This is a genomic window from Paraburkholderia podalyriae, assembly GCF_014397785.1.
Taxonomy (GTDB): domain Bacteria; phylum Pseudomonadota; class Gammaproteobacteria; order Burkholderiales; family Burkholderiaceae; genus Paraburkholderia; species Paraburkholderia podalyriae.
In genome coordinates this window covers 49,838-68,827 of record NZ_VZQQ01000015.1, presented here as the reverse complement: position 1 = coordinate 68,827, position 18,990 = coordinate 49,838, and the positions used below count along the sequence as shown (strand labels likewise).

At 61.5% G+C, this 18,990-nt stretch carries 17 protein-coding genes and 2 pseudogenes; 9 read left to right on the top strand and 10 right to left on the bottom strand.

Annotated features, from left to right (window positions below; genetic code table 11):
• The first annotated feature begins 621 nt into the window (after positions 1 to 621).
• The gene (locus F6X42_RS19250) at positions 622 to 1,095 is read left to right on the top strand and encodes a hypothetical protein (RefSeq protein WP_187635740.1); all 474 of its coding nucleotides are present in this window, start codon (positions 622 to 624) and stop codon (positions 1,093 to 1,095) included.
• A gap of 81 nt (positions 1,096 to 1,176) precedes the next feature.
• Here the strand turns inward: F6X42_RS19250 and F6X42_RS19245 are convergent.
• Both F6X42_RS19245 and F6X42_RS44085 read right to left on the bottom strand, forming a co-directional pair.
• Positions 1,177 to 1,563, bottom strand: a pseudogene (locus F6X42_RS19245) (class I poly(R)-hydroxyalkanoic acid synthase); the annotation flags it as partial.
• 145 nt (positions 1,564 to 1,708) lie between these two features.
• Positions 1,709 to 1,798, bottom strand: a pseudogene (locus F6X42_RS44085) (IS6 family transposase); the annotation flags it as partial.
• Positions 1,799 to 1,899: 101 nt separating this feature from the next.
• Between F6X42_RS44085 and F6X42_RS19235 the strand changes: the two are divergent.
• The 5 genes from F6X42_RS19235 to F6X42_RS19215 all read left to right on the top strand — a co-directional run bounded on the left by F6X42_RS19235 (position 1,900) and on the right by F6X42_RS19215 (position 5,779).
• Complete coding sequence (locus tag F6X42_RS19235) at positions 1,900 to 3,015, top strand: tyrosine-type recombinase/integrase (protein WP_187635739.1); 1,116 nt, start codon at positions 1,900 to 1,902, stop codon at positions 3,013 to 3,015.
• A 168-nt stretch (positions 3,016 to 3,183) separates the two neighbouring features.
• Positions 3,184 to 4,032, top strand: coding sequence for a helix-turn-helix domain-containing protein (locus tag F6X42_RS19230; protein ID WP_246530141.1), 849 nt, complete (start codon positions 3,184 to 3,186; stop codon positions 4,030 to 4,032).
• 594 nt (positions 4,033 to 4,626) lie between these two features.
• Positions 4,627 to 4,947, top strand: coding sequence for a flagellar transcriptional regulator FlhD (gene flhD / locus F6X42_RS19225; RefSeq protein WP_018434215.1), 321 nt, complete (start codon positions 4,627 to 4,629; stop codon positions 4,945 to 4,947).
• A 14-nt stretch (positions 4,948 to 4,961) separates the two neighbouring features.
• Positions 4,962 to 5,531, top strand: coding sequence for a flagellar transcriptional regulator FlhC (gene flhC, locus F6X42_RS19220; protein WP_187635738.1), 570 nt, complete (start codon positions 4,962 to 4,964; stop codon positions 5,529 to 5,531).
• Positions 5,532 to 5,599: 68 nt separating this feature from the next.
• Positions 5,600 to 5,779 carry a hypothetical protein gene (locus tag F6X42_RS19215; RefSeq protein WP_187635737.1) on the top strand — a complete coding sequence of 60 codons (180 nt, stop codon included), beginning with the start codon at positions 5,600 to 5,602 and terminating at the stop codon, positions 5,777 to 5,779.
• A 3-nt stretch (positions 5,780 to 5,782) separates the two neighbouring features.
• Here the strand turns inward: F6X42_RS19215 and F6X42_RS19210 are convergent, their stop codons facing one another.
• The 4 genes from F6X42_RS19210 to F6X42_RS19195 are packed head-to-tail and all read right to left on the bottom strand — an operon-like array spanning position 5,783 to position 12,814.
• On the bottom strand, positions 5,783 to 7,450 hold the full coding sequence (locus tag F6X42_RS19210; protein ID WP_187635736.1) for an efflux transporter outer membrane subunit: 1,668 nt from the start codon (positions 7,448 to 7,450) through the stop codon (positions 5,783 to 5,785).
• Between the two features lie 13 nt (positions 7,451 to 7,463).
• A complete protein-coding gene (locus F6X42_RS19205) occupies positions 7,464 to 10,649 on the bottom strand; it encodes an efflux RND transporter permease subunit (protein ID WP_187635735.1) in 3,186 nt (1,061 codons plus the stop codon).
• Positions 10,650 to 10,692: 43 nt separating this feature from the next.
• Positions 10,693 to 11,913, bottom strand: a complete 1,221-nt coding sequence (locus F6X42_RS19200) for an efflux RND transporter periplasmic adaptor subunit (RefSeq protein WP_187635734.1) — start codon at positions 11,911 to 11,913, stop codon at positions 10,693 to 10,695.
• A 34-nt stretch (positions 11,914 to 11,947) separates the two neighbouring features.
• Positions 11,948 to 12,814: an alpha/beta hydrolase gene (locus F6X42_RS19195; protein ID WP_187635733.1), complete on the bottom strand. Its 867-nt coding sequence runs from the start codon at positions 12,812 to 12,814 to the stop codon at positions 11,948 to 11,950.
• A gap of 175 nt (positions 12,815 to 12,989) precedes the next feature.
• Here F6X42_RS19195 and F6X42_RS19190 point away from each other — a divergent pair, with 175 nt between their 5' ends.
• From F6X42_RS19190 to F6X42_RS19180, 3 genes are all read left to right on the top strand, one after another.
• Positions 12,990 to 13,994, top strand: coding sequence for a LysR family transcriptional regulator (locus F6X42_RS19190; protein ID WP_187635732.1), 1,005 nt, complete (start codon positions 12,990 to 12,992; stop codon positions 13,992 to 13,994).
• Between the two features lie 209 nt (positions 13,995 to 14,203).
• A complete protein-coding gene (locus F6X42_RS19185; protein WP_187635731.1) occupies positions 14,204 to 14,509 on the top strand; it encodes a DUF4148 domain-containing protein in 306 nt (101 codons plus the stop codon).
• A gap of 279 nt (positions 14,510 to 14,788) precedes the next feature.
• Positions 14,789 to 15,769 carry an aldo/keto reductase gene (locus tag F6X42_RS19180; RefSeq protein WP_187635730.1) on the top strand — a complete coding sequence of 327 codons (981 nt, stop codon included), beginning with the start codon at positions 14,789 to 14,791 and terminating at the stop codon, positions 15,767 to 15,769.
• Positions 15,770 to 15,931: 162 nt separating this feature from the next.
• Here the strand turns inward: F6X42_RS19180 and F6X42_RS19170 are convergent, their stop codons facing one another.
• The 4 genes from F6X42_RS19170 to F6X42_RS19155 form a co-directional block, all read right to left on the bottom strand.
• Positions 15,932 to 16,531 (bottom strand): DMT family transporter, encoded by a 600-nt coding sequence (locus F6X42_RS19170; protein ID WP_222945642.1) that lies wholly within the window; start codon positions 16,529 to 16,531, stop codon positions 15,932 to 15,934.
• Between the two features lie 293 nt (positions 16,532 to 16,824).
• Positions 16,825 to 17,706, bottom strand: coding sequence for a DUF6024 family protein (locus F6X42_RS19165; protein WP_187635728.1), 882 nt, complete (start codon positions 17,704 to 17,706; stop codon positions 16,825 to 16,827).
• A gap of 55 nt (positions 17,707 to 17,761) precedes the next feature.
• Positions 17,762 to 18,166 (bottom strand): NUDIX hydrolase, encoded by a 405-nt coding sequence (locus F6X42_RS19160; RefSeq protein ID WP_187635727.1) that lies wholly within the window; start codon positions 18,164 to 18,166, stop codon positions 17,762 to 17,764.
• Positions 18,167 to 18,247: 81 nt separating this feature from the next.
• Positions 18,248 to 18,949, bottom strand: a complete 702-nt coding sequence (locus F6X42_RS19155; protein ID WP_187635726.1) for a hypothetical protein — start codon at positions 18,947 to 18,949, stop codon at positions 18,248 to 18,250.
• Positions 18,950 to 18,990 lie beyond the last annotated feature (41 nt).

The following is an 18,990-nucleotide window of genomic DNA, read 5'->3' as shown; positions in this document are numbered from 1 at the left end:
AGCGGGGGGCGGGAAGGTCTGCTGCAAGCGGGGCTCATATAGCCGCCATGAGCTGCGACCGCACAAGGGGAAGCGGCGCTCGCGATGCCCAGTGGATATCTTCGTGTTGGATCACACACCCGGGATACGATGAGGTTGACCCTTGACCGCGTTGCCCGCTAGATTTGAAGGTTCAAGCGCCGCCAGTGCGAAATCACTTCCCGTACAAGATATCTGTAGAAGAACTCGATTGGGTTGCGATGCGGGTTGCGGGGTGACGGAAACGACACAGCGTTTCGCGATGTCGCCCGAAGCGACGGCAGCGAACTCCTTGCTGTTCGCAATACGCGTGTATCGATGTCCGGCGCCTGCGTTAGAACGGCGAGCAACGCCAGTTTTCAGGCGCCCGTCCTAGGCGCAAGGCGCCAAGTTGCCGGTTGCACTACCTGAATTCGCCTATAACAAGGACAGAACAGGTGGCAAACATGCTGCAACCGGCTCTCGAATTGCGTATTGCCTATTGCCTATTGCCTGTTGGCCATCCGCAAAGCACCGTCAGCCTCTCGGGCACAAGTCCTGAGGTGCTCTATCCGTCAGTTCGACCCACCTGCTACGACACTTCAACCAGCCGGGAGAAACGACATGAAGATGATTGGTTTGCTGGGACTGCTGGCGAGTGCCGCTGTGCAGGCTCAGGTCACCCTGCCGTTGCCAGAGGCATACCCGACGTTGCTCGGGGTCTCGTGCGGCGGTGTAAATGTGACCAGCTATGTCACGGGATTCGACGCGAACGGGTATATCCGCGGCGAGGTCTACGCGTGGACCCGCTGCGGCGCATCGGGGCGCGGCGGCGGCTACCACGCCCAGACCTATCAGTCCTGGCACACCATCGTGTGGGACATGCGCCAGAACTACAAACTGCTGCCTTATGACAACATGGTTCCGGACCCGGCATTCACGACCACCGACGCGTACGGCAATAGCATCCGGGACACCTGTTCCGTTACAACCGACGGGCAGCCGGCCTGCGTCGCCAGTGCCTATATCTACTATGTTCCGCCCACTATGACGCCGATTTCGGACACCGTGACCGTTAGCCCGGTGTGCGGGCAATAGCCGGCGCCGGACGCTGTCGTTAATGACCGTTCAACGGTCGGCGCTTGCTTGCCCCGACCGGCAGACAAATGAGGTCTATCGTCATTCAGCACGCACCTTCACATATCGGCCAGGTGCGCACTCGATGGCCTTGTACTCTGTATTGCCAAGCGTGGTGCGCGCCTCCACTTGTTCGCCGGCGTGCTTTTTGACCCAGTCGATCCAGTGATTCCACCAACTGCCGCGCTGTTCCACAGCCGTTCCGAGCCACTCGTCAGCGTTCTCGCCGCATGTATCGTTCGTCCAATAGCTGCGTTTGTTCTTTGACGCCGGATTGATCACCCCAGCGATATGACCGCTTGCCCCCAGCACGAACTCCGTTGCGCCGCCCAGCAATTGCATCGAACCATAGGCGGATCGCCACGGAACGATATGGTCTTCTTCAGTCGCCAGCAGATAGCTCGGCATATCGATGTTGCCGAGATCCACGGACGGTTGTGGTGCAAATAGCGCTCAACGGATCGGTTAGAGTGTCGCCCTGACCGATTTGAGGAGCCGCGATGAACAAGCTGAAGAGTCTGGACGGGCTATTCGCCGGCCGTCATTTTGACCGTGAGGTGATCATTCTTTGTGTGCGCAGGTACCAGCGGACGCACAGAATGATCACCTCGCGGTTGAAGTGACGACCTGTGAACAGATCGTCCATGCTTTTCAGCTTGCGCATTATCGAAGGATGAGATCGGGGAGGCACCAGTCTATCCGAATCACCTTCACTATTTGCACCAGAACCCGATGACGCCGGCGAGATGTCGCGGAGGCTCGGCAATGGCAGCTAGGCGACGCGAAGCAAAGCGTCGCAACTGGCCGAACCATCTGAACCAGAACGGCTCCGGGTACTTTTACTGGCGCGACCCCGACACAAAGCAGAACTATGGCCTTGGCCACGACCAGGCGCGCGCGTTTGCCGAGGCGCGCGCCGCAAACCTCGCGGTTGAGAAGCGTCGCGGAAACATGTCGCTCGCGCAGAAGATACTGGAGCCGGCAGGCAGAACGCTGGACGCGTGGGCCTCTGAATACCAGCAGATCTATATCGACACGCGCAACGGAACGCCGGCGACGATCAAAACAGTGAAATCGGGCATTCGTGCAGTGCGCACAGCGCCGTTCGTCGGCAAGCACCTCCGAGAGATCCAAACAGCAGAGGTGTCCGATTTCATCCGGGCCGCCATTACAACACGTGGCGCCTCAATGGCCAAGCTGATTCGAAAGACGCTCGCTGACATGATGCGCGAGGCAGAGACGCGCGGACTGATTGAAACCGGGAAGAACCCTGTCACCGTGACTCGCGCTCCAGACTCTGAGGTCGAGCGCTCTCGCCTGACGTTGGATCAGTTCCGGGAAATCTACGCCGTCGCGCTAAAGGATGTCCCGTGGGCGGCCCGCAGCATGGAGATCGCGCTGTTGACCGCGCAGCGCCGCGAGGAAGTCGCCCCAATGCTGTTTTCGGACGTGAAAGACGGGTTCCTGTTTGTGACCCAGAGGAAGACTGGAGTCAAGCTCCGCATTCCCGTCGGCGTCCGCCTCGATGCGATCGGACTGTCGCTCGAGGAGGTGATCAAGCGCTGCCGCGACTCCGTCATATCGAAGTCCATGCTCCATCACGTGAGGCGACACGGACACCGGAAGCCCGGCGACGCGCTGGAGGTCAACTCGCTGACTCGGGCATTCACGCGGGCTCGCGACGCCGCCGGAATCACATGGGAGGAAGGCAAGGATCCGGCGACCTTCCACGAGCTGCGCAGTCTCGCCGCGCGACTCTATTCGGAGCAACACAGTCCCGATTTCGCGCAGGCGATCCTGGGGCACAAGAGCGCCAGCATGACCGCGATGTACCGAGACGGGCGGGGCGCCGAGTGGGTCGAGGTCAAGCTTGCGGGCTAAAAATTCCAGACGAATTCCAGACGCTCTAGCTGGGGCGGGCGTTTCCGGGCCGCTCGATTACGTGGGAGGTAATCAAGCGGATGCAGCGCCGCTTGCACGCATTGAAATTGGCGGAGCATTACCTGTCAGGTAATCGATTGCTTGCGCGCTTCGACTATGATCGGTGGCATGAACACACTCTCTATCGCACAAACGGCTCCGTCATCCGCGCCGACTGCCACCCGCGCGGTCGGCGATCTGCTTCGCGAATGGCGGCAGCGGCGGCGCATGAGTCAGTTGCTGCTCGCCACGGAGGCCGACATTTCGACGCGCCATCTGAGCTTCGTCGAATCAGGGCGCGCGCTGCCGAGCCGGGAAATGGTCATGCATCTGGCCGAGCGCCTCGACGTGCCGTTGCGCGCGCGCAATGCGCTGCTCGTCGCGGCCGGTTACGCGCCGCTGTTTCGCGAACGCCCGCTCTCCGACCCGCAGCTCGCCGCCGCGCGTGAAGCCGTCGAGTTGGTGCTCAACGGACACGAGCCCTACCCGGCACTCGCGATCGACCGGCACTGGACCATCGTCGCGACCAATAATGCGATTGCGCCGTTGTTGAGCGGCGCGAGTCCCGAGTTGCTGAAGCCGCCGGTCAACGCGCTGCGCCTGAGCCTGCATCCGCAAGGCATTGCGGCGTCGATCGTCAACTGGCATGCGTGGCGCGAGCATGTGCTGGCCCGGCTGCAACGGCAGATCGACGTCAGCGGCGACGACACGCTGAGCGCACTGCGCGACGAACTGGCCGCCTATCCCGCGCCGCCGGATGCGGACGCCACCACGCCGGACGATGCGGCTCTCAGCCAGATCGCCGTGCCATTGCGGCTGCGCACGCCGCTTGGCGTGCTGTCGTTTTTCAGCACCACCACGGTCTTCGGCACGCCGGTGGACGTTACTCTGTCGGAACTCGCTATCGAGGCGTTCTTTCCGGCGGATCAGCAAACCGCCGCGGCGCTGCGCGAGTTTGCCGAACACCAGCGCGGCTAGCCGCTTGCGCGCCCCGTCCGCCCGACTCACCGAGAGATTCGCCAGACCGGCTGCCGATCCTTACCGCGCCGTTACAAGTTCCGGCTTCGCCTTGCGGAGTTTGTAACCGGGGGTGCATCACCGCGTTACATCCTCGATCCGCCCCTCACGCGCCGTCCAGCGCGAGTATTTATTACCGCCAATTCCGTCGCTTTCTATTCCCTTTCTGATTTCGAGCCAATTTGCCGATTGCCGGACGGGGTGGCCCGGCGCTCGAACCGTTGCGCGAGATGCCCGCCCAGAAAGGGTTTTCATGGATTAGAAGGGAGTCTCGAAAGGCTGAAAATCCACCTGGCATCATTCATTACAATGGCGTGAAAAACTTACCGAAAATTGATGCATTTTTTTGAGATATTTTTTCGACAAGGGATTGCTTTCTGGTTTTACGCTTCATACAATTCGTCCGAGCTGTTACGAAATGTAACGTCTTGTATCAAATGTTCGCTGTCTGTCGCAGATCGCAACATGTCGCCGGAGGCAACGTTTCCGGCGAGGCAGAAAAGACATAACGGCGCAAAGCCGACATAGTAATTCGGGGCTTCGGAAACAGAAAAAATGGACCGTAGCAGCGAGACGCTGGATTCAATCCGCGAGATCAACTTGTCTTACATCATGCTCGCGCAACGCATGTTGCGCGAGGACAAACCGGTCGGAATGTTCCGGCTGGGACTGTCGTCGGAACTGGCCGACTTGCTTGCCGGGCTGTCGCTCGCGCAGATCGTCAAGCTGGCCTCTTCCGACCAGCTTTTGTGCTTCTTCCGCTTCAACGACCATGCGATGTTGTCGGCGTTGACGCAAACGACGAAGCACGCCGCCGTTGCACCGACCCACACGGCGATCCTGCTTGCAGGCCAGCCCGCCGAGCAATTTGCCTGATCGAGGTGACTGCAATGCTCAAGCGAAGCCTGACCGAAGATGCACAGGAAGTATTTCGCGCGATCGCGCTGATCGAGCTCGGCGCCCGCATGCAGGTGCTCGAGAGCGAGCTGACGTTGTCGCGCGACCGTATGATCCGCCTGTATCGCGAGGTCAAGGGCGTATCGCCGCCCAAGGGCATGCTGCCGTTCTCGGCGGACTGGTACATGACGTGGCTCGCGAACATTCACGCGTCGCTGTTCTACAACACGTATCTGTTCCTGAAGAACGAGGCGCGTTGCTCGCATCTGGATGCGCTGACCAAGGGCTATCGGCTGTATCTCGAACACTGTCGGCACAGCGAAACCGAAGCCGTACTGGATCTGACGCGCGCGTGGACGCTCGTGCGTTTCTTCGACGCGGACATCCTGCAGCTGACCAAATGCTGCCGCTGTACCGGCAAGTTCGTCGCGCACAAGCACGACCTGCAGCACAACGTCGTATGCGGCGCTTGCCAGCCGCCGTCGCGCGCCGGCAAGACGAAGAAGGCGGCTGCCGCTCGCCAGCAAGCGCTCGGCGCAGCGCAGGTCGCGCAGGCCGCCTGATCGACCGATTCTCCCCGACGCGAGACGCGGCAGCCCGATTCAAACCGAAGCTCAAATGATTCCGCGCAGTGATTGAACTGCGCGGATTTTTTTCGCCTTCGCGCCGCGCAAAGCCGCAAACCAGCGTGCCGAGTGCCAAGCGCGAAAAAGGATTTGCACGAAAAAACGCCGGACGGCAACGCCGGACGGCGCTTGCGCGGCCCGGCGTGGGTGACGTGGTTGATCAGGCGCTGGCTAACACGGTTTGAACCTCAGCGCCTGGCCACCTGCTGTTGCGCGGGAACGGATGCGGTCCCAGCCGTGGTGTTGGAAGGCGCAGCCAGCGAAGCCGCCACGGAGCCAGACGCATCGGCTGGCGTCGAAGCCGCCCCCACCGCCGTACCGCCAGCGGCCACATCGCCCCAACCGCCGCCGAGCGCGCGAATCAGATTCACGGTCGCGACCGCCTGAGTACCGGCCAGATGGCTCGCCTGTAATTGCGACTGCAGCACCTGCCGCTCGCCATCGATCACGTCGAGGTAACTGACCGCGCCCTCCGTGTACTGCGTGCGCGACAGATGCGCGGCGCGCTGCGAGGCATCGACCGCATCGTTCTGCTCGTGCATCTGATCGTCGAGCAAGCGCAGATCGGCGAGATTGTCCTCGACTTCACGGAACGCCACGAGCACCTGCTGGCGATATTGCGCGACGTCCTCGTCGTACTTCGAACGGGCCTGCGCGAGATTGGCCTTACGACGGCCGCCATCGAAGATCGGCACCGTCAGCGCGGTACCCGCGAGTGGACCGAGGATGAACGCGCGGCTCGACCACATGAACAGATCGCCGAGCGTCGCCGATTCAAAGCCGAACGCGCCGGTGATGTCGAGTTTCGGGAAGAACGCCGACTTCGCGAGCCCGACGCGCGCATTCGCCGCCTGCATCGCGCGTTCGGCTGCCGCGATGTCCGGCCTGCGTTCGAGCAGCGCCGACGGCAAACCCGGCGGCACGCGCACCGCCACCGGCGCGAGCGGTTCTTCCGCGAACGAGAAGTCCGCGGGCGGCTTGCCGAGCAGAATCGCGAGGCTATGCTCCGAGGCGGCCCGTTGACGCGCCACGCCGACCGCATCGGCACGCGCGCTCGCGAGTTCGTTACGCGAGCGCGACAGATCCAGCTCGCTGATATCGCCTTCCCTGAAGCGCCGCTGGACGAGCTTCAGCGTGTCCTCGCGCAACGCGACGGTGCGGCGATACAGGTCCTGGTCCGTGTCGAGCTCGCGCAACTGGAAGTAGTTCTGCGCGACGTCGGCTTGCAACGACAACTGCACTGAACGGAACAGCGCTTCGCTCTGCTGCTCGTCCGAGCGCGACGCGTTCACGTTCGAGCTGACCCGCCCGAACAGATCCGCTTCATACGACGCGCCGACCTGCGCGCGCCAGATCGTGCCCGTCGTGCCGCCCGCACTGTCCGGCTGGAATTGCGACGCCGCCGACGCACGCTCGCGCGTCGGGCCGAAGCCCGCGTCGAACTTCGGGAACCAGTCGGACTTCGCCGCCTGCGTAACCGCGCGTGCCTGCTGCACGCGTGCGGCCGCGGCCTTCAGGTCCTGATTCGCGGCGGCGGCCTGTTCTTCGAGCGCGTCGAGCTGCGGGTCGCCGAACACCTTCCACCATTCGCCACGCAACGCGTCGTCGGCGGGCTGGGCCGGCTTCCATGTGCCGGTGTTTTGCGCCGACGCAGCCGAGCCTGCCGCCACGCCCGACGCCGCCGCAGCCGACGTCGCCACCGCGGGCGCTTCCTTGAACGCCGCCGGCGTATCGACGTCGGGACGCTGGTACGTCGGCTCGACCGAGCAAGCGGCCAGCAGCGCGATCAGCAAACCGCTCGCGGCCGCGCGGCCCCATCCGCGCAAAGATACAAAGCGAGATTCAAAGCGTTTCATTGTTGTTTTCTCCTCAGGCGTCCGTAACGGGCGCGCCGTAGCGCGGCGAATCTTTCTGCGCGACGTGAATCGTCCCGCCCGCGAGCGAACGCAGCACCACATAGAACACAGGCGTCAGCATCAGGCCGAACAGCGTGACGCCGAGCATGCCGAAGAACACGGCGATGCCCATCGCGTGACGCATCTCCGAGCCCGCACCGCTCGACAACACCAGCGGCACCACGCCCATGATGAATGCGATCGACGTCATCAGAATCGGCCGCAAACGCAGACGGCTCGCCTCGATTGCCGCCTGGAGCGGGCTGCGTCCATCGTGTTCGAGCTCCCGCGCAAACTCGACGATCAGGATCGCGTTCTTCGCCGACAACCCCACCAGCACCATCAAACCGATCTGCGTGAAGATGTTGTTGTCGCCACCGGTGAGCCACACGCCGGTCAGCGCGGACAGCACGCTCATCGGCACGATCAGGATCACCGCGAGCGGCAGCGTCAGGCTTTCATACAGCGCAGCAAGCACGAGGAACACCAGCAGCACGCTGATCGGGAACACCCACATGCCCGCGTTGCCGGCGAGGATCTGCTGATACGTGAGGTCGGTCCATTCGAGCTTCACGCCGCGCGGCAGCACCTCGGCAGCGACGCGTTCGGCCGCGGCTTGCGCCTGCCCCGACGAAAAGCCTGGCGCCGGGCCGCCGTTGATGTCGGCCGCCGTGTAGCCGTTGTAGCGCACCACCATCTCCGGCCCGTACGTCGGCGTCACCGTGACGAGCGACGACAACGGCACCATGTCGCCCGCCGCGTTGCGCGTCTTCAGTTGCAGGATGTCGTCGGCGCGTTGACGGAACGGCGCATCCGCCTGCACGCGCACCTGATACACACGGCCGAAGCGGTTGAAGTCGTTCACGTACAGCGAGCCCAGATAGATCTGCATCGTGTCGAAGACGTCCGTGACCGGCACGCCGAGCTGCTTCGCCTTCACGCGATCGAGATCGACGTTCAGTTGCGGCACGTTGATCTGATAGCTGGAGAAGGTCGGCCCAAGTTCGGGCGTTTGCGCCGCGCGCTTCACGAATGCTTCGGCAGCTTTGTTGAGTTCCGCGTAACCGAGTGCGCCGTGATCTTCGAGTTGCATCTTGAAGCCGCCGAGCGTGCCGAGCCCGAGCACCGGCGGCGGTGGGAACACCGCGACGAACGAGTCCTTGATCGCGCCGTACTGCTGGTTCAACGCACCGGCGATCGCGCCTGCCGACAGCTTCTTGCTGCCGCGCTCCTTGAACGGCTTCAGCGTGACGAACACGATGCCCGCGCTCGAACTATTCGTAAAGCCATTCACGGACAAACCCGGGAACGCCACCGCGCTTTCGACGCCCGGCTGCTTCAGCGCGATCGCGCTCATATCGCGGATCACCTTCTCCGTGCGATCGAGCGACGCACCATTCGGCAATTGCGCGAACGCGATCAGATACTCCTTGTCCTGCGCGGGCACGAAGCCGCCCGGCACGACCCGCGCCACCAATACGGTCGCACCGACGAGGATCGCGTACACCGCGAGCATCGCGCCCTTGCGACGCAGCACGCCGGTCACGCCGCGGCCATAGGCTTCCGAACCACGATGAAAGACCTTGTTGAAACGCTTGAAGAAGCCGCCGAGCACACGATTCATCACACGCGTCAGCCAGTCTTCCTTCTCGCCGTGGCTGCGCAGCAGTAGCGCGGACAACGCCGGCGACAGGGTCAGCGAATTGAACGCCGAGATCACCGTCGAGATCGCGATGGTCATCGCGAACTGCTTGTAGAACTGGCCCGTGAGACCCGTCATGAATGCAAGCGGCACGAACACGGCGACGAGCGTCAGCGCAATCGCGATGATCGGCCCGCTCACTTCGCGCATCGCCTTGTAGGTCGCATCGCGCGCACTGAGCCCGCTTTCGATGTTGCGCTCGACGTTCTCCACCACGACGATCGCATCGTCGACCACGATCCCGATCGCGAGCACCATGCCGAACAACGACAACGCGTTGATCGAAAAGCCGAACGCAAGCAGCAGCGAGAACGTACCGACGATCGACACCGGCACCGCGATCAACGGAATGATCGACGCGCGCCACGTCTGCAGGAACACGATCACGACGATCACAACCAGCGCGATCGCTTCGAGCAGCGTATGGATCACCGCCTCGATACTCGACCGCACGAACTGCGTCGGGTCATAGACGATCCGGTATTCGACGCCGGCCGGCATGTCTTCGGCGAGTTCCTTCATCGCCGCGCGCACCTGCTCTGAAATCGCGAGCGAGTTCGCACCCGGCGCCTGATTGATCGCAAGCGCAACCGCCGGCTTATTGTCGAGCAGCGAACGCAGACCATATTCCGACGCCGCGAGCTCGATGCGCGCGATATCGCGCAGATAGGTCACGCCGCCGTCGGGCGCGGTCTTCACGACGATGTCGCCGAATTCGCCCTCGGTCTTCAAACGGCCGCGCGCATTCACCGACAACTGCAGCTGCGTGCCCGGCACCGACGGCGACGCACCAATCACACCGGCCGCGACCTGGATGTTCTGCTCGCGGATCGCGTTGACGACTTCGGTCGCCGTGAGACCGCGCTGCGCGACTTTCTGCGGATCGAGCCAGATACGCATCGCGTAGTCGCCCGAGCCCCACAGTTGCACTTCGCCGACGCCCTGAATTCGCGCGAGCCGATCCTTCACGTTGAGCAGCGCGTAATTGCGCAGATACGTCATGTCGTAGCGATCGTTCGGCGAGATCAGGTGCACGACCATCGTCAGCGTCGGCGAACTCTTGATCGTCGTCACGCCGAGCCGCTGCACGTCTTCCGGCAGACGCGGCAGCGCCTGATTGACGCGGTTCTGCACGAGCTGCGTGGCGAGGTCGGGATTGGTGCCGAGCTTGAACGTGACCGTCAGCGTCAGATTGCCGTCGCTATTCGCCTGCGACTGCATGTACAACATGTTCTCGACACCGTTGATCTGTTCTTCGAGCGGCGCGGCGACCGCCTCGGCGATGACCTTCGGATTCGCGCCCGGATACTGCGCGTGCACCACCACCGAAGGCGGCACGACTTCCGGGTACTCGGAAATGGGCAGCTTGAACAGCGAGATGATGCCCCCGAGCAGGATCAATACCGATAGCACGCCGGCAAAGATCGGGCGATCGATGAAGAATTTGGATATGTTCATTGGAAGCTCTTAACGTTGGAGCATGCGCGTTGGAACATGCGGCTCACGAATTGCCCTTCGCGCCGGCGTCCGCCTTGGCACGCGATTGCGCGAGCGGTGCGCTGTTCGGGTCGTCGTCGGTCGTCATCGGCACCATGTGCGCGCGCACCGCGTCGCCGGGACGCACGCGCTGGACGCCGTTGACGACGATGCGGTCGCCCGGCTTCAAGCCGTCCTTGACGACGCGCAGACTGCCTTGCATCGAACCCGTCGTGATCCCGCGATAAACGACGTGGTTGCCCTGATCGACGACCAGCACGAACTTCTTGTCCTGGTCGGTGCCGACCGCGGCGTCGTCGATCAATAGCGCCGGATGCGGTGAGCTGCCGCCCACCTTGACGCGCGCGTAGAGGCCCGGAATCAGTGCACCGTCCGCGTTGTCGAACTTCGCGCGCACGCGAATCGTGCCCGACGACGTGTCGAGCCGGTTGTCGACCGACTCGATCGTGCCGCTGCGCGAGTAGCCGGATTCATCGGCGAGACCGAGTTCGACCGGCACCTTGGCGCCGTCCTTCGCGCGGCTCAGGTATTGCAGGTACGTCTGCTCGTCCGCGTCGAACGACGCGTAGATCGGCGACACCGATACCAGTGTCGTCAGCGGCGTTGCACTCGCGCCAGCCGACACGACGTTGCCGACCGTGATCTCCGCGCGCGACACGCGGCCCGACACCGGCGCGACGATCTTCGTGTAGCCGAGATTGATGCGCGCGGTTTCCAGCGCGGCTTGCGCGGCCTTCAGGTTCGCGCTCGCCTCGCGCGCGGCGTTCTGCTTCTCGTCGTAGTCGCGTTTGGCGATCGCGTTGTCGACGATCAGCCGTTGCGCGCGTTCCCAGTCGCTTTGCGTGTAGCCGGTGCGTGCCTGCGCGGCCGCGAGCTGCGCTTCCGCGCGATCGACTTCGGCCGCGTACGGACGCGGATCGATCACGAACAGCGTGTCGCCCTGCTTCACGAGCGCGCCGTCCTTGAAGTTGACCGACACGATCGTGCCCGGCACCTGCGAACGCACGTCCACTTTCTGGACGGCTTCGAGACGGCCCGAATAGGACTGCCAGTCGGTGATCGTCTTCTGCACGACGGTCGCCACGTCCACTTCCGGCACGATGGTCGGCGCGGCCGGCGAGCTCGCATCGACACGAATCGCGCCGAACGTGCCAAGCCCGGCAAGCACGACGACGACCACGGCGGCTAATGCCACGCGGCGGCGGGAAAGAGGAAGGATAGTCATGTGTAGCTCCCGGTATCGTTGATTGAATTTCTGTTTATCGATGAGCGCGCGCGTCGAAGCGCCACTGGAAAAAGCGCACCGCTTCCTGCAAAGCGGGCGGATGATCGGCGAGCGCCGCGTGCGACACGCTCGGAAAGCGCACCACCTGTGTCTGCACGCCCGCGTCGATCAGATTGCTTGCATACTTCTCGGCTTCGACGTGCAGCACGTCGTTCTGCGCGGTCGCGATCAGCGTGGCCGGCAAGCCGGCGAGCCGCGACGATTCGAGCGGCGCCGCGTACGGATGCATGCGCTGCGACGCTTGCGGCAGATACGCGCGATAACACGCGGCGCACTCGCGCGCGGTGATGTCCGAACCGAGCCGCCGCTCGTCGCCGAGCCGCGTCAGGCTCGGATCGAGCATCGGGCCGAACAGCGCCTGCGCGCTGATCTGCACGTCGCCACGATCCCGCGCGATGAACGCGAGACAATTGGCGAGTTGGCCGCCCGCGTCGTGGCCCGCCACGCCGATCTTTCTGCTATTCCCACCAAACGCGCGCGCCCGCGTTTGCACCCACAGCGCCGCGCGATGCGCGTCTTCCGGCGCGGCTGGAAACGGAAACCGCGGCGCGAGCGAATAGCCGACCGACACCACGAGCGCCGGTAAGTGTTCCGCGAAATATCGCGCGGCGAAGTCCGCGCACTCGATCGAACCCTTCGTAAAACCGCCGCCATGAAAATAAAGCAGCACCGGCAATGCGGTTTTTTTCGTCAGCCGATACAGGCGCAACGTAATGGGCTGAGCGTGCCCATCGATACCCACGTCGGTGACTTCAAGCGTTGCGTCATTGGCCTCAGCGCCTGTGTCTTCGGCGGCAACGCCGGTGGAAAAAGGCGGGTGCGGCGATTTAAATGCATCCATGTCGAGCCGCGCAAATGCGCATAGAACTTCAATGGTGCGAATTGTGGCTTCGGCAGACTCGCAAATAAATGCCTATAATCCGGCAACACAATTCGGTGCCTTTGAACAATCCCGTTGCGATTGTTTTCGCGGACTCCATTCCCGCCTGCGCACCTGCCCCTTCTGGAGGTTTGCAATGGACCGGCTTCAGGCCATGCAAGTGTTCACGCGTGTCGTCGACACCAACAGCTTTACCCGCGCAGCGGAAACGCTCGATCTGCCGCGTGCATCGGTTACTACGATCATTCAGAACCTCGAAGCGTTTCTCGGCACGCGGCTGATGCACCGGACCACCCGGCGTCTGTCGCTAACGCCCGATGGCGCCGCGTACTACGAGCGCTGCGTGCGCATCCTCGCGGACGTCGAAGAGACCGAGGCGAGTTTCCAGAGCGGCAACAAGAAGCCGCACGGCAAGCTACGCATCGACATGCCGGGTTCGATTGGCCGCCTGCTCGTGATTCCGTCGCTGTGCGAATTCCACACGCGCTATCCGGACATCGATCTGCAACTGGGCCTGACCGACCGGCCCGTCGATCTGTTGCAGGAGGGCGTCGATTGCGTGGTGCGGGTCGGCGCGCTGCAGGATTCGTCGCTGGTCGCGCGCCGCATCGGTCTGTTCGAGGGCGTGACCTGCGCGTCGCCCGACTACATCAAGCGTGCGGGCGTGCCCGCTTCGCTCGAAGATCTCGACAATCACAAAGCCGTCAACTACTTCTCGAGCCGCACGGGACGCACGCTCGATTGGGCGTTCCTGGTGAACGGCGACGAAGTGGAAGTGAAGATGAAGAGCATCGTGTCGGTCAACGACGCGGATGCCTACGTGACCTGCGGACTCGAAGGCTTCGGCCTGATTCAGCCGGCGCTCTTCATGGTGCTGCCGCATCTGCGCTCGGGTCAGCTCGTCGAAGTACTTCCGGAATGGAAACCCTTGCCGATGCCGATTTCGGCAGTCTATCCGCACAGTCGTCATCTGTCGCCAAAAGTCCGTGTTTTCGTAGACTGGATCGCGGAGCTGTTTGATCGTTGCCCATTGCTGAGCGGACGCGGCAGTCTCGACGCCACCTGCACCAAGCGCACGTTCGAGCAGCGCGAGTCCGCGCCGGCACTCGACACGCCGGTGATGACCGAATGGCTCGCATGAAGTCCGGTAAGTGAAACAGTGAATTCCAGCCGCGGCGCCAATGCCGCGGCAACTGTGCAATCGCACCTCTGCTGCAGCCCTTCCCGCGATTGTTCCTGAATCGCGACAATTCATTTCGCAAAACCGCGATTTATCCGCACTACGTCGACGTCTACATTTCATCCTGTCGCAGCGCCACCGCGCTGCCAATGAATCGACAGGAGTGAATCATGAAGCGCAATCTGTTGGCTGGCCTCGTTCTTTCACTGCTCGTCAGTGCCCCGGCATTGGCGCAAGGCGGCGGCGGTATCGGCCGCGCGGGAACGTATGACACGCAACCGGCGCCGACTGCAAGCGCGAAGACACGCGCCGAGGTCAAGGCGGAACTGGTCGCCGCGTATCGCGACGGCTCGCTACCCTCACTGAACCGCACCTCGTATCCGGACAAAGGCCTGATCGGCCAGACGCAAGCCGCGCGCATCGCGTTGCAGGAAGGGACGAACGGCGAAGTGACACGGGTTGCGAACGGCCGGTAACGAGTTGAGAGAAGGAGCACATCATGACACCATCGGAACTCGATCACTGGAGTACGGACACGCCCGTGTGGACACCGTATCGTCCGGTGCAGCATTGAGCGTTAGCAGTCGTTCACGGCATTCGCCGTCATGCGCCCGCGAAGTGGCTTCGCGGGCGCATTGTCATTGGAGCGATCGAAAGCGGGTGCGGCCCGTGACGACGCGCTTGGCGTCGTTTCCCTATAATCGAAAATCTTTTCCTCGCAGCGGGTTTGTGCGCTTCACTACCGGAGCACGACGATGGACTATGTGAAACTCGGCCGTACCGGCCTCGATGTATCGCGTCTTTGTCTTGGCTGTATGAGTTATGGCGTGCCGTCGCGCGGCACGCACCCGTGGTCGCTCGACGACGAAGCCGCACGGCCTTTCATCAAGCAGGCACTCGATCACGGCATCAACTTCTTCGACACCGCCAACGTCTATTCGGACGGCACCAGCGAGGAAATCGTCGGCCGTGCGCTGAAGGACTTTGCGAAGCGCGACGAGATCGTGCTCGCCACCAAGGTGAATAGCCGCATGCATGCGGGGCCGAACGGCGCAGGTCTGTCGCGCAAGGCGATCATGGCGGAGATCGATCATAGCCTGCGACGTCTCGGCACCGACTATGTCGACCTGTATCAGATCCACCGCTGGGACTACGGCACGCCGATCGAGGAAACGATGGAAGCGCTGCACGATGTCGTGAAAGCCGGCAAGGCGCGCTATCTCGGCGCGTCGTCGATGTACGCATGGCAGTTTGCCAAGGCGCTGCAAGTGGCCGAGCGCAATGGCTGGACGCGCTTCGTGACGATGCAGAACTACGTGAATCTGCTGTACCGCGAAGAAGAGCGCGAAATGCTGCCGCTGTGCGAAAGCGAGGGCATCGGCGTAATTCCGTGGAGTCCGCTTGCACGCGGACGTTTGACGCGCGACTGGGACACCGAGAGCGCGCGCTCGGAAACCGACGAATTCGGCCGCACGCTGTACGCGCACACGCAGGAAGCGGATCGGCGCGTCGTCGAGCGGGTCAGCGACATCGCGAAGGAGCGCGGCGTGCCGCGCGCGCAGGTCGCGCTGGCATGGGTGCTGCAGAAGAAGCCGATTACCGCGCCGATTGTCGGCGCTACCAAACTGCATCATCTCGACGACGCGGTCGCGGCGCTTTCCTTAAAGCTCAGTGATGAAGAAATTCACCGGCTCGAAGAACTGTATGTGCCGCATGCGGTGACGGGGTTCAAATAGGCAAATGACAGGCTTGTCGCGGAGCGCCAACAAGCTCCTTCGCAAACGAGATATCGTGGACGTGACCTTCCGTCACGATCAGTGATAACGGCCTGCGGACTGCATCCACTGCCAGATGCAGCCCGGTAAGCAGGCTAACACTTCAGCGAATGTGAACGAAGCCTAGCAATCGCCTGCCACACGCAGATACGAGCGCTGCCTCACCTGCACGACATGAATCAACACCGCGCTCACTGTCACGGCACCGCCCGCGACGACTTGAAGGGCGGGTCTTTCGTTGAATGCAATCCAGATCCATAGCGGCGCGAGTGCCGTTTCGAGGAGCAAGAACAGCTCCGTATTGGCTGGTGGAATGAAGCGCGCGCTGAGCGTGAGCAAGCCGAGCGATAACGGCATGACGAATGCGCCCTCGAACAACATCCAGATTGCGCGCTCGGAAATCAGCAAAACCGGAATTTTGCTTGCGAGCGCAGGCTGACTGACGATCACCAGCAACGATGCGACAAGCGCGCCAAGCGAAGGTAGACCAACACTACCGCCTTCCACACGAGATGAACACAGGAATGCTAGTGCCATTGACACCGCAGTGGCAAGAGCAAAGCAATTTGCAGCGAATGCGCCGCCTCTTGGCCCGACGTCGATCACCAACGCGACCCCGCTCATGGCAAGTGTCGCGGTGGCCAACATCGCACGATCGATAGGTTCCGAAAAGAAGGCGCGACCAAGAAGCGCGGAAAGGAACGGCGTCGATGAGATGATCACGAGTACGGACGCGACTTCCCCGTGCGCAATCGCATTGACGAATGTCGTTGACGCAATCGCAAAGAAGAAGGTCGGCCATACATTCTGGCGTGTCACCCACGGTTTGCCGATCCAAGGCCGCCAACGCGGCACCAGGTAGTAGATCATCACGAAGGCGGTCCACATCAGGAGGCCGCGCATGACAACGATCTCCCACGCGTCTTCGAGGTGCATGAGCCTGATGAGGAGCGCGTCGGTGCTAAGCAGCACGCCACCAGCGATTCCGAGGCTGGTTCCATATAGTTTGCTTGACTTCATTGTCGGGTGAGTCGAACGAGAGTGGCATGGATGTCGGCGGTAAACTCGACAGGATCGTCGTCAATGGTTCCGCGCGCCCATTTTGCGATCCTGAGTACATCGAATTCCGCGAAGTAAGTCGCCCCTGCTTCGTGCAGTGCGGCTTTGCTCAGACGCGAAAAGGCCCGATGGCGAAAACACGCGAACGGCAGCGGAAAGTCGAGGTCGGAAACACAGACAATTGAAACATCGACAAGCCTCGCTTGCACATTTCCAGGCGTCGCCTTATTGAACGAGCATGCGCCTGAGCGTTCCAGATTGTTCAGAGCTTCGATCAAGGGGGCTTGCGAAGCCGTGGCCCCCTCGAGTTCGTCCAGCAAGTCATGTTCCGGTATCATCGCGAGATCGCGGCGGACGGCGATCAAGGCGAGACCGACCGTGAGCCCCGCATGCTTGTGCAAGGGGGCGACAAACACATTGGCGGTTTCAAGCAAAACTGCGTGCAGGTTGGTCGCAAAGCTATGCGAGGCATCTACGATCTCCAGCGGCGACCCTGACCGATCCAATCGGGACACTGTGCCAACGTACGGTACTACGTGCGTTGTGATCCAGGCGTCGCACGCGTTATGCTTCCAGGATATCGGCTCGCGGAACAACTGTGCTATAGGCGCGTAGTGCGAGCCAGCTCGCAGACCGACTCGTCTCCCAGTCAACTCGATCCATTGCTTGAGTGCCAGTAGGCCGTAGCGGACGGAAGGCACAAGGTGTACGGAGAACGCCTGCAAGTGATAGATTTCCGCCAGGTGGACGCGCAATTCGTCTCGAAGCTGCTTTGTGTGACGGAACACATTTACGGTCGGATCAGGATGAAGAATTGGTGCGATTGAGGCGCTGTCCATATCTGAGTCCAGGAAGCGGGTGCTTTGCTTGTGGCAGTGCGTCTTTGACAGAGAGTCAGACGATCAGCCTTTTACTTGTCAGTAGAGGAATGATCGAATCGCGGAAGATAGAGCCAATCTTTAAATCCTGCCTTGCATTGTCGCTGCGATACCACATCAACTCATCGATTTCCATTCCGGCTCGCGGTTCCCCTTCGATCTCAACCAGATATACGTTCATTTCGATCGGCAAGTCTTCAAATGTCGAAGTGCCGCTGAATTGGCCGAGATAGCTTTGCTTGCTGACTTCGATATTGAGCTCTTCGCGAATTTCACGACAAAGGCAGTCCAAACAGGATTCGCCGGACAGTGGTTTTCCGCCAGGAGAGATGAAGGTATCCGTTCCCTGCTTTCGAGTCAGGAGCAGCGACTTCTCGCGAATGATAGCCGCGGCGCATTTGACGATTTTGGCGCTATTCATATTGGGCTTTCGAACGATAGGATAGCTTTGCCGACAATTGGCTACGCCGCCTTGATGCAGTCATTGCCGGCGAGCGACATGTTATGCCACTTGCTCAAGAAGTTCCGGCTGGAAAGACCGCAGTTCACCGCCTGACAAAAAGTCAACGATGTTCAGAGCCAGCGGCAACTTCTCCTGAAGATAGGCAAGAATGACTTCGTCCGACGGCGTAGTGAAGCTATCGCCGAAGATGCTGATGCCCTCAAGTGATTTGGTTGATATTCCCAGCTGCAGTAGCTTGTACTTTACGTCGTCCGCTGACTGGGCGAACTTATAAATCGGTGATCGGTATACGATGCCGAACTTCTTCATCATGTCGACGAAAAATTCCTTCGCAACGAGGCGCTGCTCAGGAAATTCGTTTTGATAGTTGGTGATCCCGTCATTGATGATCTCAACGCCGTTTCGGCGGCAAAAATCCGCAATATGGGCGTGAATAGCCAGCTTTTCACCGAGCAGAACAAGATTCTTTTGGTATTTGATAATGTCTGACTCGATGTTCTCGATGGCAATGGCGCGAAACGCTCCGCTGATGTCTTCCACAGTGTGATCAACCACCAGATCCCCAAAGCGACGCCGCAGTTCATCGACGCGGTGGGCAAGTATGCCGCGATGCAGTGAGCAGCCACTATTCGCGGAGTAGAGTCGCACGGGGATACCCTGCAACATCAGGTGACAAGCTGCGAGAGTGCTATCCCGTCCGCCTGTAAACATAACCAGTTGTGTTGAAAACGTATTACGCATCGCGTTCCTTCCTTTTAAAGTGCGGTGAGACGTTGATACGA